Genomic DNA, 12,308 nt, shown 5'->3' on the forward strand with positions numbered 1-12,308 from the left:
ACGAGGTTGCGCCGGGCGTAGGGCAGGGTTGCACCTGTTCAGTGGGCCCCCGCGTGCGCGGGGGGGGGGGGACGGTGTGGGGGGATGGTGTGTGCCCCCTCGTCATCCTCGCGAACGCGGGGAACCACTCAAGCCGGCGGGCGCGGCGCTGCCGGTCAGATGCGGAAGCTGCCCACCAGGTGCTTGAGGCGCTCGGCCTGTTGTTCCAGGTCGGCGCAGGCGTGCAGGGTGGCCTGGAGGTTTTCCACGCCTTCCTGGTTGAGGGTGTTGATCTCGGTGATGTCCATGTTCAGCGCTTCGACCACGGAGGTCTGTTCCTCGGTGGCGGTGGCGACGGACTGGTTCATGCCATCGATCTCGCCGATGCGCTGGGTGACGCTGGAGAGGCGTTCGCCGGCCAGGTTGGCGATCTCGACGCTCTGCTGGCTGTAGCGCTGGCTCTCGGTCATGGTGTCGACCGCCTCGCGGGAGCCGACCTGCAGTTCCTCGATCATCTGGTGGATCTCCTGGGCCGACACCTGGGTGCGGTGGGCGAGGTTGCGCACCTCGTCGGCGACCACGGCGAAGCCACGGCCGGCCTCACCGGCGCGGGCCGCTTCGATGGCGGCGTTGAGCGCGAGCAGGTTGGTCTGTTCGGAGATGCCTTTGATCACGTCGAGGATCTGGCCGATGTCGACCGTCTTGCCGGCGAGGGTCTCGATCTGGGCGCTGGAGGCGCTGATCTTGCTGGACAGCTCGTGCATGGCGGTGAGGGTCCTGCCGACCACCTGCTTGCCTTCCTCGGCCAGTTCGCGGGCATCGGAGGCCTGGTGCGAGGCGTCGGCGGCGTTGCGGGCGATCTCCTGGGCAGCGGCGCCCAGTTCGTTGATGGCGGCGGCGACGCTGTTGGTGCGCTGGGCCTGCTCGTCTGAGTTGTGCATCGAGGAGTTGGAGGCGTTGACCACCAGCTTGGCCACTTCGTTGACCTGGATGGTGGCCGAGGACACCTCGCGGATCGATGCGTGGATGCGCGAGACGAAGCGGTTGAAGGCCTGGGCCAGCTCGCCGAATTCGTCCTGGGAATGCACCTCCAGGCGGCGGGTCAGGTCGCCTTCGCCCTCGGCGATGTCGCCCATGGCGCGGCCCATCACCAGCAGCGGCTGCATCAGCACGCGGATCAGCATGCCCAGCAGGATGAAGGTCAGCACCACGGCGATGACGGTGGCGATGATGGCCGAGGTACGGAACTCGCCGAGCATGGAGAAGGCGGCGTCCTGGTCCAGCACCAGGGCGATGTACCAGTCGGTCGACGGCACGCCCTCGATGGGGGTGAAGGAGATGAACTGGGTGCGGCCGTCCACCTCGATCTCGGATACGCCCGGGCGGATGGCCGGGGTGGCGCCGGGGTAGAGGTCGCCGAGGTTCTTGAGGATGTACTGGTTCTGCGGGTGCAGCAGCACCTTGCCCTGGGCGCTGACCAGGAAGGCGTGGCCGTTGCCCTTGAAGTTCAGCGAGTTGATCAGCCGGGTGATGCTGTCCAGGTCCATGTCGGCACCGGCGACGCCGACGAAGCGGCCATCGACGCGCACCGGGGTGGCGATGGTGATCACCAGCTTGCCCGAGGAGGCGGCGATGTACGGCTCGGTGAGGATGGTGCCCTGGGCGGCGCTGGCGGCCTTGTACCAGCCGCGCTGGCGCGGGTCGTAGTCGGCGGGGCGGTTGCCGGCGGGCACCGAGAACATCAGGCCGTCTTCACCGCCGAAATAGCTGAGCTGGAAGCGCTGGCCATAGACCGGCAGGCCGATGGAGCGGGCCAGTTGTTCCTTCTCGGTGCCGTTGGCGGCGACCTGCTGGCCGAGGGATTCGAGCAGCTGGATGCGGCCTTCGAGCCAGTTCTTGATGTTGCTGGTGGTCAGCGCGCCGAGGTCCTGCAGCGAGTTGTGCACATCGTTACGCAGGGTCTGGCGCTGGCGGTAGTCGTTGAACAGGACGAAGCAGGCGAAGGCGGTGATCATCACCAGGGACGCTGCCAGGAGGATCTTGTGGCTGAATTTCAGGTTGTTGGGCATTGCAAGGTATCCACGTGTTCTGGCAGCGGGTGTGCCTGTTATTCGTCAGCCGGGTTTTGCCAGGCTGCGGGATAGTCGTTACAGCGCGGAGTACGGGGTCGCCGTCTGGCCGCGAACACAGCCAGGGCCTGGCCGGCGCACGAGGCGGGCCTTGGCTGGACGCTGTGGGGGTTCCGCAGGACGCGGAGAAGAGCCCGGGCGCGTTGGCGCCGTGGGGCATGAGGCCGGGTTGCGGGCCTTTGTATCTGCGGGCATTCCATCGCCGAACGTGCCGGCGCGGGAAGCCTGGCGCCGGGCGGCGCGCATGATGGCATTTTGGATGTGACTGGTGAATCCCCCTCGGTCACTTTTGCAGCATGAGCCGGACGAGCGGGTGCAACCGGGTGCTACCCGCTCCCTGGCTCCCGTGGGCGCAGTCCCTGGGATGGGCTCGTGTCAGCGCTTCTGCAGCCACTGCAGGAAGCCGCCCTTGCGGATGGCGGTGGGCTTTTGCAGCAGCAGGGAGTGGCTGGCCTGTTCGCGGAAGGCATGCAGGCGGTTGAGGGCGGTGCGGATTTCGCTGCGCTGTTCCAGGCAGGTGCGGATGTTGTCGCGGTCGATGCGGTACAGGCGGCAGGAGGTGAGGGCGGTGAAGCGGGCGCTGGAGGGGGCGTCGTCGATGATGCCTTCCTCGCCCATGATCTCGCCGGGGCCCATGCGCCCGGCCTCGACCCAGGCGTCGCCGTCGGGCACCGCCGCCGAGATCACCCCGGTGCCGATCACCAGCAGGTGCCCGGCCACCTCGCCGACATCCAGCACCACCTGGCCGGCCAGGTAGTCGCGGGCGTCCATGGCCTGGGCGATCAGGTCCTTTTCCTCGTTGCCGAGGGCGCGGAAGATCTTCACCTCGTCCAGCAACAGGCGCTGGCGCGCCTGGGGCAGGGCATCGGCCTTCCACACCACGCCGCTGGCTTCCAGGTGGCGATGGGCGAGGTCGAACATCAGGTTGCGCACCTCCACCTTGCTGGTCTTCGGGCCGACGAAGCCGCTCGCCTCGTAGACGTTGACCGAGGCGCCGGCGCTCTTGATCGCCACCTTGGGCGCGGGGACGGCGAGCAGGGCGCTGCAGCCCTGCAGGGTCTTCTCCAGGGCGTCCAGCACCCGGCGCGGGCGCACGCTGGCGGGCACCTCCAGGCTGATGGAAACCCCGTGGGCGTCGTTGGGGCGGCTGCTGTTGAGGATCTTCGCCTTGGCCGCCACCGAGTTGGGGATCACCGCTGTGCTGCCCTGGCTGGTGAGCAGATGGGTGGCACGCCAGTCGATCTCGATGACCTTGCCCTCGGTGCCGTCGATGGAGATCCAGTCATCCAGCTGATAGGGCTTGGTGGTGTTGAGGATGATTCCGGAGAACACGTCCGCCAGGGTGCTCTGCAATGCCAGGCCGACGATGATCGCCATGGCGCCGGAGGTGGCCAGCAGGCCCTTGACCGGCAGCTGCATCACGTAGCCGGCAGCGGCGACGATGGCGACGAGGAAGATCACCGCGCCCATCACGTCCTGCAGCAGGCGCCCGGTGTGGCCGCTGCGGGAGATCAGCAGCAGGCCCAGCACCACGGTCAGGGTGCGCGCGCAGTACAGCCACCAGACGATCTCCAGCAGCGTGCCGGTCAGTGCCTGGGCCGTGTCGGCGCCGGGCGGCGGCAGCAGCGGGCTGAGCCCGGCGTTGATGATCAGCGCGCTGTAGGCGAGGAACAGCCCGAGTCGCGCCAGCACCCGCCACGCCGCCGGGTTGGCCGGCAGCAGGCGCCAGGCGATCAGGTCGGCCAGCACCAGGGCGATGCCGAAGATCAACGGGTAGTGCTGCAACATGTCGGGCATTCGGGGCCTCGTGGGCGATGTCGGTGGCGGAATCCGGCGCGCAGCATCTCGCCGCGGTGCCACCGGCGCAAGAGGGGCGACGACGGCGTCGCGACAACTGCCATCCTGGCATGCCGTGCGGTGCAGGGCAGCCCCTGGATGTGCCGTGATAGAGAGCCTGGCCATCGCCAGGGCACATCGGGACCAAGCCAGCACATCCATACAAGTCGCTTACCGCCCGGCGCGGCACCATGGCCGTCAATCAACCCGACCGGAGCGACACCATGGCGAACGCCGCCACGACACTGCCGCCGGCTGGGCCGAGTGACTGGGGCCTGCTGTTCCTGCGTGCCAGCGGCGCGCTGCTGCTGCTCTGGGTGCACGGCCTGCCCAAGCTGCTGGGCTTCAGCCAGGAGCTGAAGGTGATCGAAGACCCGCTGCACCTGGGCGCGCTGCCGACGCTGCTGCTGGCGATCCTCGCCGAGGTGGCCTGCCCGCTGGCGATCCTCTGCGGCGCCCTGACCCGCCTGGCCTGCGTGCCGATCCTGGTCGTGCTGCTGGTCTCGCTCGTCGTCGTGCACCCGGGCTGGTCCATCGCTGAAGGCCAGTTCGCCTGGCTGCTGCTGATCGTCTTCACCACCTTGCTGATCAGTGGCCCGGGGGCGCTCGCCTGGCCCCTGCCGCGCCTTTCCGGGCGGGGCGCAACGGCACTGCTACGCTGATTTTTCCGGCGCCGGCTGCCGGCGCTCAACCTCTCGACAGGAGCTGGACATGCCCGATGAACTTACGCGGGAAGTCGTCACCCTGCTGGTACGCCACCGTATCCGCGCGGGTAGCGAGGCCGACTACGAAGCCTGGCTGCGCCGCACCATCACCACCGCCCGGGGCTACCCCGGGCACCTGGGCATCGACGTGATGCGCGGCCACGAGGCCGGCCTCGCACTGTTCACCTGCGTGCTGCGCTTCGCCAGCACCAGGCAGCTGCAGGACTGGCTGGACTCCAGCGAACGCCGCGCCCTGATCGCCGAAGCCGAGCCGCTGCTGGCCGATGGCGACCGCATCGAGGTGCAGGACGAACGCGAGTTCTGGTTCACCCCGCAGGCACCGGACGCCCCCCAGCCGCCGCGCTGGAAGCAGGCCTGCGTGACCTTCCTGGTGATCCTGCCGCTGAGCCTGGTGGTGCCGCTGCTGTGGCAGCCGGCCTTCGCGCGCCTGCCCTGGCTGGGCAGCTACCTGGGCAGCAACCTGGTGATCACCGCGAGCATCGTGCTGCTGGTCGTCTACCTCTTCATGCCCCGTGCCACCCGGCTGTTCGCCGGCTGGCTCAACGCCCGCTGATCGGAGAACACCATGGACAACGACGACACCAACCGGGGCCGCCGCCGCTTCCTCGCCAACAGCTCCGTGCTGGGCGCGGCGGGTGCGCTCTGGTCCGCCCTGCCTTTCGCCGGCATGCCCGGCGCCTCTTTCGCCGCCACTTCGGGAACCGATATGAAAGCTGATCTCATCCTCTTCAATGGCCGCCTGCACACGGTGGATCGCGACAACCCCAGCGCCACGGCCGTGGCCATCAGGGACGGCCGCTTCATCGCCGTCGGCAGCGACGCCGAGGCCATGGCCCTGCGCGGCGACGCCACCCGCGTCGTCGACCTGAAGAAACGCAGCGTCATCCCCGGCCTCAACGACTCGCACCTGCACCTGATCCGCGGCGGCCTCAACTACAACCTGGAGCTGCGCTGGGAAGGCGTGCCGTCCCTGGCCGATGCCCTGCGCATGCTCAAGGAGCAGGCCGACCGCACGCCGACGCCGCAGTGGGTGCGCGTGGTGGGTGGCTGGAACGAATTCCAGTTCGCCGAGAAGCGCATGCCGACCATTGAGGAGTTGAACAAGGCCGCACCGGACACCCCGGTGTTCGTGCTCCACCTCTACGACCGCGCGCTGCTCAACCGCGCCGCGCTCAAGGTGGTCGGCTACACCAGGGATACGCCCAACCCGCCGGGCGGCGAGATCGTCCGCGACAGCCGTGGCGAGCCCACCGGCATGCTGGTGGCGCGGCCCAACGCGATGATCCTCTACTCGACCCTGAGCAAGGGCCCGAAGCTGCCGCTCGAATACCAGGTCAACTCCACCCGCCAGTTCATGCGCGAGCTGAACCGCCTGGGCGTCACCAGCGCCATCGACGCTGGCGGCGGCTACCAGAACTACCCGGAGGACTACCAGGTGATCGAGCAGTTGGCCAAGGAGGACCAGCTCACCGTGCGCATCGCCTACAACCTGTTCACCCAGAAGCCCAAGGAAGAGCTCGAGGACTTCAAGCGCTGGACCGGTTCGGTGAAGTACGGCCAGGGCAACGACTTCCTCCGCCACAACGGCGCCGGCGAGATGCTGGTGTTCTCCGCCGCCGACTTCGAGGACTTCCTCGAACCGCGCCCGGACCTGCCGCAGACCATGGAGCAGGAGCTGGAACCGGTGGTGCGCCACCTGGTGGAGCAGCGCTGGCCCTTCCGCCTGCACGCCACCTATGACGAATCCATCTCGCGCATGCTCGACGTGTTCGAGAAGGTCAACCGCGACATCCCCTTCAACGGCCTGCCCTGGTTCTTCGACCACGCCGAGACCATCACACCCAGGAACATCGAGCGCGTGCGCGCCCTGGGCGGCGGCATCGCCATCCAGGACCGCATGGCCTTCCAGGGCGAGTACTTCGTCGAGCGCTACGGCTCCAAGGCCGCCGAAAAGACCCCGCCGATCCAGCGCATGCTCGCCGAGGGCGTGCCCGTGGGCGCCGGTACCGACGCCACCCGCGTCTCCAGCTACAACCCCTGGACCTCGCTCTACTGGCTGGTCAGCGGCCGCACCGTCGGCGGCCTGGAGCTGTACCCGCAGGGCCTGAGCCGCGCCAACGCGCTGGAGCTGTTCACCCACGGCAGCGCCTGGTTCTCCTCGGAGCAGGGCAAGAAGGGCCAGATCAAGGTGGGCCAGTTGGCCGACCTGGTGGCGCTCTCGGCGGACTACTTCAGCGTCGACGAGGAAGCCATCAAGTGGATCGAATCCGTGCTCACGGTGGTGGACGGCAAGGTGGTGCACGCCGCCGCCGAGTTCGACGACCTCGCGCCGCCGACCGTGCCGGTGCTGCCGGACTGGTCGCCGGTGGCCAAGGTGCCCGGGCACTGGCGCCCGAGTGCGCCGCTGGTGGCGCAGGTGCACCAGTGCGTCGGCCCGTGCGGCGTGCACGCCCACAGCCACGAGCGGGCGCGCCTCTCCAGCGTGCCGGTGAGTGACTTCCAGGGCTTCTGGGGCGCCTTCGGCTGCTCGTGCTTCGCCTTCTGATTCAGGACGGCTGCGCCGCCCCGGGCGACTGAAGCCGCCCCGACAACCTTCCGCCGGCCCCACGTGGCCGGCGTCCAACCGAAGCAAGGAGAAATGCCATGGCTTACCGCTATAAACGCCTCGACAAGAACAACGCCGCCGTGCTGCTGGTCGACCACCAGGCCGGCCTGCTGTCGCTGGTGCGTGACTTCACCCCCGACGAGTTCAAGAACAACGTGCTGGCCCTGGCCGACATCGCCAAGTTCTTCAACCTGCCGACCATCCTCACCACCAGCTTCGAGAACGGCCCCAACGGCCCCATCGTGCCGGAGCTCAAGGCCCTGTTCCCGGATGCGCCCTACATTCCGCGCCCGGGCCAGATCAACGCCTGGGACAACGCCGACTTCGTCAGCGCGGTGAAGGCCACCGGCCGCAAGCAGCTGATCATCGCCGGCGTGGTGACCGACGTCTGCGTGGCGTTCCCGACCCTGTCGGCGCTGGAGGAGGGCTTCGAGGTCTTCGTCGTCACCGATGCCTCCGGCACCTTCAACCCGGTGGTGCGCGACGCCGCCCTCGATCGCATGAGCCAGGCCGGTGCCCAACTGATGAACTGGTTCAGTGTCGGCTGCGAGCTGCACCGTGACTGGCGCAACGACATCGAGGGCTTCGGCGGCATCCTCGGGGGCCATCTGCCGGCCTACGCCAACCTGATCCAGAGCTACAGCCAGAAGCCCTGATCCGCCGACGGCCCCGCAAGGGGCCGTTTGCTGCACGAATCTTCCAGACGCGTTTTTTCCGACGACCGATAATGGCCTTCCGACCGCGCCCGGTGCAGGCCTGCACCCTGGCCCCTGGAGAGCCCCTTGGAACATCGCAACTGGATCGATCTCGCGCAGGACGGTGACACGGGCATCGAGACCATCCGCGCCCATTTCCAGGGCCACGCCTACGACCCGCACTGGCACGACAGCTACCTGGTCGGCGTCACCGAACAGGGGGTGCAGCAGTTCAACTGCCGGCGCCGGCGCAACGTCAGCACGCCGGGGCAGGTGTTCCTGCTGGAGCCGGGCGAGATCCATGACGGCCACGCGCCCACCGAGGAAGGCTTCACCTATTCCACGCTCTACCTCGACCCGCACTGGATCGGGCGCGAGATGCACGCGCTGTTCGAGGACGCCCCGGCCGGCTGCCAGCCGAGCTTCGCCGACACCCTGGCCCACGACCCGACCCTGGCGCATGCCACCCTGCAGGCCTTCAACGCCCTGCACGGCAACGAGGTGCGCATGCTGCGCCAGGCTGCCATCGACAACCTGCTGGCGAAGATGACCGGGCACCTGCACTGGCGCCTGTGCCAGCCACAGGACCCGCGCCTGCCCCGGGTTGCCTTGCGCGCGCGGGACTACCTGCACGCGCACCTGGACGAGGAGATCGGCCTGGATGACCTGGCCCGCGTCACCGGCGTCGACCGCTTCCGCCTCACCCGCGCCTTCAAGGCCGCCTTCGGCCTGGCCCCGCACGCCTACCTGATCCAGCTGCGCCTCGCCCGCGCCCGCACCCTGCTGGCCCGGGGCGACACGCCGGCACAGGTCGCCAGCGCCCTCGGCTTCGCCGACCAGAGCCACCTCGGGCGCTGGTTCCGCCGCGCCTACCGGCTGACCCCGGCGGACTACCGCAAGCGCTGCTCAAAGCTTCCAGACTGAGCCGGGCGCGGCGGTGAACATGGAGCTCGTCTTCACAGGAGCCTCGCCGATGTCCCGTTCCCTCTCGCTTCACCCTCATTGCGGGGGCTGACCATGGAACAGCTGCTGCCTTTCCTGCTGTTCGCCTTCGTCGCCTCCATCACCCCGGGGCCCACCAACATCCTGGTGCTCAGCAACGCCTCGCGCTTCGGCCTGGGTGCGGCGCTGCCCATCGTCCTCGGCGCCTGCTGCGCCGCTGCGGCCATCGTCCTGCTGGTGGGGCTGGGCCTGGGCGAGGCACTGGCCAGCCACCCGCTGTTGCAACGCGCCATGGCCTGGGCGGGCATCGCCTGGCTGAGCTGGCTGGCCTGGCAGATCTTGCGCAGCGAGGCGCGTTCGCTGGACGACCCGGCCGACCCCGGCGCACGCCTCGGCCTGGGCGGCGCCATCGGCCTGCAGCTGGTCAACCCCAAGGTGTGGATGATGGCCCTGGCGGTGGTCGGCGTATTCGCCGGGGAGGGCGCCGACAAGGCCGCGCGGGTGGTGACGCTGTCCCTGGTGTTCCTGCTGGTGTCCATCCCCTGCATGGGCGCCTGGGCGCTGCTCGGCTTCGGCAGCGCCCGCCTGTGGCGCAGCGCCACCGCGCAGAAGCGCTTCAACCAGGCCATGGCGCTGCTGCTCCTGGCCTCGGCCTGGCTCAGCCTGGTGGTCTAGCGCGCATTGTCGGGTACGCCGGCACGATGCCCCACATGGCACCTGTAGGGGCGAATTCATTCGCCCATCGACCTCGCCGCGGGCTGTCCCTGTGGGAGCGGCTTCAGCCGCGAAAGACCTACCGCCGGCACCTGGCTTCGAATGGCCGGATGATCCATCGCGAATGAATTCGCTCCCACGAGGCGTGGCATGCGTGTGGGCTGGAAGGTCGCTTGGTGGATGAAAGAGCGCCATCCACCCTACGCCCCGGTCGGCTCCGTCGATCAGGCAGGGCATGTAGGTTGGCGCCGAGCGCAGCGAGGCCCAACACAGCGATGTCCGGCCTCGCTGCGGGCCTCCCTTGTGGGAGCGGCTTCAGCCGCGAAAGCCCCCCCCGCCGGCACCTTGCTGCGAGTGAGCAGGCACTCCATCGGCTCCCACAATGGGCCACCGCAGCCCAATAAAAAGCCCGCCATGAAGGCGGGCTCGAAGGTGGAGCGGGGTACTCAATAGTCCATGCCGTCCTCGATGGGGATGCCCTGTTCGCGCATCCGCGCGATCAGCTCGGCGCGGGTGCCGGGCAGGTTGAGCATGTTCACCTTGCGCAGGCGGGTGACTTCCTCGGCGCTGTAGGGCACGTAGCGCGCGGGCATGCTCTTGCCGGCCATGCCGTCCTCGCGCATCAGCCAGTTGAGCAGGTCGGCCAGTTGCGCGTCGTTGAGCGCGGACTGGGACATGCCCGGCACGCGCACGAGGAACTCGCGGCCGCCCTCGACCTTGAGGAAGTTGCCGACGAAATCCTTCATCCGTGGCGTGTCGTTGGCTTTCGAGCCGGTGCCGTCGCCCAGGTGGCAGCCGGCGCATTGCAGCTGGTAGTTCACCGGCGTGCTATAGCCCGCCTGGGAGATCGGCTTCTGCTGCGCCTCGTTGCCGGGCGCGGCCCGCTGGTGCGGGTCGGGGATGGCCCGGGCGAACGCCGGCGGGGCTGCCATGGCGCAGGCCAGCGCGGCGACCAACAGTGCTCGCATGACAACCCCTCCGTTCATATCGCCACGCCGCGGATCACCGAGATGGTGCAGTGGTAGATGTGCGACTTGGCGGCCAGGCACCAGTTCACGTCGTTGTTGTTGAAGGGGCGGTAGGCCGGCTCCTCGCTGTCGTTGCGGGTGCAGGCGCACTGGGCGCAGCTGTGCTTACCGCAGCAGTCGTTGTAGGAAATGATGTAGTCCTTGCCGTCCGCCGGGTTGCGGCAGGTGCCGATCCAGGTCACCTGGGACACCTCGGTGCCCGGCGGGCAGGAGGTGACGGTGCCGCCGCAGCAGCTGCAGAGGAAGCCGTCGATGGAGCAGTAGCGCCAGTAGTCGCAGCTGGTCGGGTCGCCCGGGTCGCCGGCCTGGGGCGCCTCGGCGGCCAGGGCCTTGGCGGTGCGGTCGATGGGCAGCAGCACCGGTAGCGCTGCGCCGGCCACCATCAGCGAGCCGAAGCGGGCCAGCAGCTTGCGCCGGGAGGTGGTGTCGGCGACGTGCCGGGCGGAGCGTTCGAACAGGAGGTCGAGCAGTTTCATGGAAGTCTCCCTTCCTTATTGTTGTGCGGAGTGCGAGTGGCCATGGGAATGGCCGCCGTGCAGGTACTGCTGCAGGGTCGCGCTGCCCAGGTGTTCGGTCTCGAACAGGCTGTCCAGGTGCTCGCGGGAGTTGACCAGGCCCTTGGCGCGCAGGGTGCCGGCCTTGTCGATCAGCGCGGCGTAGGGGAGCTTGCCGATCTGGTAGGTCATGCCCACTTCCGGGCCGACCACGTAGGTGACGTCTTCGAGCTTGTGCTCGCGGATCAGCGCGGCCTGGGCATCCATGTCGCCGTCGCTGACGTAGACCACCTCCAGGCGGTCGGCCTGTTCCCTGGCGATGGAACGGATGGCCGGCAGCAGGGATTTGCAGATGGGGCAGGTGGGCGAGAGGAAGAACAGCAGCTGTGCCTTCTCGCCGGCGTAGCCGAAGTTCACCGGGCGGCCGTTGCGGTCGGCGGCGGTCACCTTGGGCGCGGCGTCACCGACGGCGACGCCCTTGTCCATCATCAGCGCGCCGGCCGGGGCCAGGCGTGCGTGGAGGACGCCGATCTGGCGCACCAGGCCCATCACGGCGAAGGCCAGGGCGAGCAGCAGGCACCAGAGCAGGATGTTGGAAACGATCAGGCCTTCCATATTTCACCTTCCAATGAGTTTGAGCAGACGGGGGCTGTTGGCCAGCAGGCCATCGGCCGCGGCATAGATGAGCAGGGCGACGGCGGCCGCGGCGATCACCACGAAGCCGTCGAAGACGCCCAGTTCGCGGGCGCCGGGGGTGAGGGTGGCGACCAGCGCCAGGGCCACCAGGACCGCGTTGCGCAGCAGCAGCTGCGGGCGGATGGGCTGGGACTGGTCCGGGCCCGAGCAGCCGCAATCGATGTCGCGACGGCCGCGCCACAGGTTCAGGCCGATGGCGCCGGCATAGGCGGCCAGCAGCAGGGCCGCACCGAGGGCGGCGACGCTGCGGCTGGCGGGCACCAGCAGGGCGAAGGCCAGGGCCACCTCCAGCAGCGGCAGCAGCCGGGCGAAGGGCTTGAGCAGCGCCTTGGGCAGCAGCTGATAGGCCTCCACCTGGTCGCGGAACCGGGCCGGGGCGCGCAACTTGTGAGTCGCGGCGCTGGCCAGGATCACCGCGACGGCGAGGGCGCTGGCGATGATGAAGATCGGGTCGCTGTACATGCG

General features: G+C 68.7%; 12 protein-coding genes and 1 pseudogene. 6 read left to right on the forward strand and 7 right to left on the reverse strand.

The window, feature by feature from the left end; translation table 11 throughout:
- Positions 1 to 155: 155 nt before the first annotated feature.
- The 3 genes and pseudogenes from WFQ67_RS30425 to WFQ67_RS17395 all read right to left on the reverse strand — a co-directional run bounded on the left by WFQ67_RS30425 (position 156) and on the right by WFQ67_RS17395 (position 3,905).
- Positions 156 to 920, reverse strand: coding sequence for a methyl-accepting chemotaxis protein (locus WFQ67_RS30425; RefSeq protein WP_442969605.1), 765 nt, complete (start codon positions 918 to 920; stop codon positions 156 to 158).
- A gap of 93 nt (positions 921 to 1,013) precedes the next feature.
- Positions 1,014 to 2,048 (reverse strand): annotated as a pseudogene (locus WFQ67_RS30430) (HAMP domain-containing protein); the annotation flags it as partial.
- 435 nt (positions 2,049 to 2,483) lie between these two features.
- Positions 2,484 to 3,905 carry a mechanosensitive ion channel family protein gene (locus tag WFQ67_RS17395; RefSeq protein ID WP_337057680.1) on the reverse strand — a complete coding sequence of 474 codons (1,422 nt, stop codon included), beginning with the start codon at positions 3,903 to 3,905 and terminating at the stop codon, positions 2,484 to 2,486.
- Positions 3,906 to 4,168: 263 nt separating this feature from the next.
- Between WFQ67_RS17395 and WFQ67_RS17400 the strand changes: the two genes are divergently transcribed.
- The 6 genes from WFQ67_RS17400 (at position 4,169) to WFQ67_RS17425 (ending at position 9,586) form a co-directional block, all read left to right on the forward strand.
- A complete protein-coding gene (locus tag WFQ67_RS17400) occupies positions 4,169 to 4,606 on the forward strand; it encodes a DoxX family protein (RefSeq protein WP_337057681.1) in 438 nt (145 codons plus the stop codon).
- A 49-nt stretch (positions 4,607 to 4,655) separates the two neighbouring features.
- Entirely contained in the window at positions 4,656 to 5,222 is a 567-nt protein-coding gene (locus WFQ67_RS17405) for an antibiotic biosynthesis monooxygenase (RefSeq protein ID WP_337057682.1), read from the forward strand.
- 153 nt (positions 5,223 to 5,375) lie between these two features.
- On the forward strand, positions 5,376 to 7,214 hold the full coding sequence (locus WFQ67_RS17410) for an amidohydrolase (protein WP_337057823.1): 1,839 nt from the start codon (positions 5,376 to 5,378) through the stop codon (positions 7,212 to 7,214).
- Positions 7,215 to 7,312: 98 nt separating this feature from the next.
- On the forward strand, positions 7,313 to 7,930 hold the full coding sequence (gene ycaC, locus WFQ67_RS17415; protein WP_337057683.1) for an isochorismate family cysteine hydrolase YcaC: 618 nt from the start codon (positions 7,313 to 7,315) through the stop codon (positions 7,928 to 7,930).
- Between the two features lie 126 nt (positions 7,931 to 8,056).
- Positions 8,057 to 8,893, forward strand: coding sequence for an AraC family transcriptional regulator (locus WFQ67_RS17420; protein WP_271103003.1), 837 nt, complete (start codon positions 8,057 to 8,059; stop codon positions 8,891 to 8,893).
- Between the two features lie 93 nt (positions 8,894 to 8,986).
- Positions 8,987 to 9,586, forward strand: coding sequence for a LysE family translocator (locus tag WFQ67_RS17425; RefSeq protein WP_337057684.1), 600 nt, complete (start codon positions 8,987 to 8,989; stop codon positions 9,584 to 9,586).
- Between the two features lie 485 nt (positions 9,587 to 10,071).
- Here the strand turns inward: WFQ67_RS17425 and WFQ67_RS17430 are convergent, their stop codons facing one another.
- From WFQ67_RS17430 to WFQ67_RS17445, 4 genes are read right to left on the reverse strand one after another with little or no spacing between them, the layout of a single operon-like run.
- Entirely contained in the window at positions 10,072 to 10,593 is a 522-nt protein-coding gene (locus WFQ67_RS17430; RefSeq protein ID WP_263154313.1) for a cytochrome c, read from the reverse strand.
- A 14-nt stretch (positions 10,594 to 10,607) separates the two neighbouring features.
- Positions 10,608 to 11,129, reverse strand: coding sequence for a methylamine dehydrogenase light chain (locus WFQ67_RS17435; protein ID WP_021217250.1), 522 nt, complete (start codon positions 11,127 to 11,129; stop codon positions 10,608 to 10,610).
- Positions 11,130 to 11,144: 15 nt separating this feature from the next.
- Complete coding sequence (gene mauD / locus WFQ67_RS17440) at positions 11,145 to 11,762, reverse strand: methylamine dehydrogenase accessory protein MauD (RefSeq protein ID WP_173180355.1); 618 nt, start codon at positions 11,760 to 11,762, stop codon at positions 11,145 to 11,147.
- Between the two features lie 3 nt (positions 11,763 to 11,765).
- Complete coding sequence (locus WFQ67_RS17445) at positions 11,766 to 12,305, reverse strand: MauE/DoxX family redox-associated membrane protein (RefSeq protein ID WP_173180356.1); 540 nt, start codon at positions 12,303 to 12,305, stop codon at positions 11,766 to 11,768.
- Positions 12,306 to 12,308: the final 3 nt, after the last annotated feature.

Origin of the sequence: Pseudomonas sp. USHLN015 (assembly GCF_037153275.1) — a bacterium.
GTDB lineage: Bacteria > Pseudomonadota > Gammaproteobacteria > Pseudomonadales > Pseudomonadaceae > Metapseudomonas > Metapseudomonas tohonis.

Excerpts from the sequence above, each read along its gene's own strand:
- WFQ67_RS30425 (WP_442969605.1), bottom strand. The coding sequence starts at position 920 with ATGCACAACTCAGACGAGCAGGCCCAGCGCACCAACAGCGTCGCCGCC.
- WFQ67_RS17395 (WP_337057680.1), bottom strand. The coding sequence starts at position 3,905 with ATGCCCGACATGTTGCAGCACTACCCGTTGATCTTCGGCATCGCCCTG.
- WFQ67_RS17400 (WP_337057681.1), top strand. The coding sequence starts at position 4,169 with ATGGCGAACGCCGCCACGACACTGCCGCCGGCTGGGCCGAGTGACTGG.
- WFQ67_RS17405 (WP_337057682.1), top strand. The coding sequence starts at position 4,656 with ATGCCCGATGAACTTACGCGGGAAGTCGTCACCCTGCTGGTACGCCAC.
- WFQ67_RS17410 (WP_337057823.1), top strand. The coding sequence starts at position 5,376 with ATGAAAGCTGATCTCATCCTCTTCAATGGCCGCCTGCACACGGTGGAT.
- ycaC (WP_337057683.1), top strand. The coding sequence starts at position 7,313 with ATGGCTTACCGCTATAAACGCCTCGACAAGAACAACGCCGCCGTGCTG.
- WFQ67_RS17425 (WP_337057684.1), top strand. The coding sequence starts at position 8,987 with ATGGAACAGCTGCTGCCTTTCCTGCTGTTCGCCTTCGTCGCCTCCATC.
- WFQ67_RS17430 (WP_263154313.1), bottom strand. The coding sequence starts at position 10,593 with ATGCGAGCACTGTTGGTCGCCGCGCTGGCCTGCGCCATGGCAGCCCCG.
- WFQ67_RS17435 (WP_021217250.1), bottom strand. The coding sequence starts at position 11,129 with ATGAAACTGCTCGACCTCCTGTTCGAACGCTCCGCCCGGCACGTCGCC.
- mauD (WP_173180355.1), bottom strand. The coding sequence starts at position 11,762 with ATGGAAGGCCTGATCGTTTCCAACATCCTGCTCTGGTGCCTGCTGCTC.
- WFQ67_RS17445 (WP_173180356.1), bottom strand. The coding sequence starts at position 12,305 with ATGTACAGCGACCCGATCTTCATCATCGCCAGCGCCCTCGCCGTCGCG.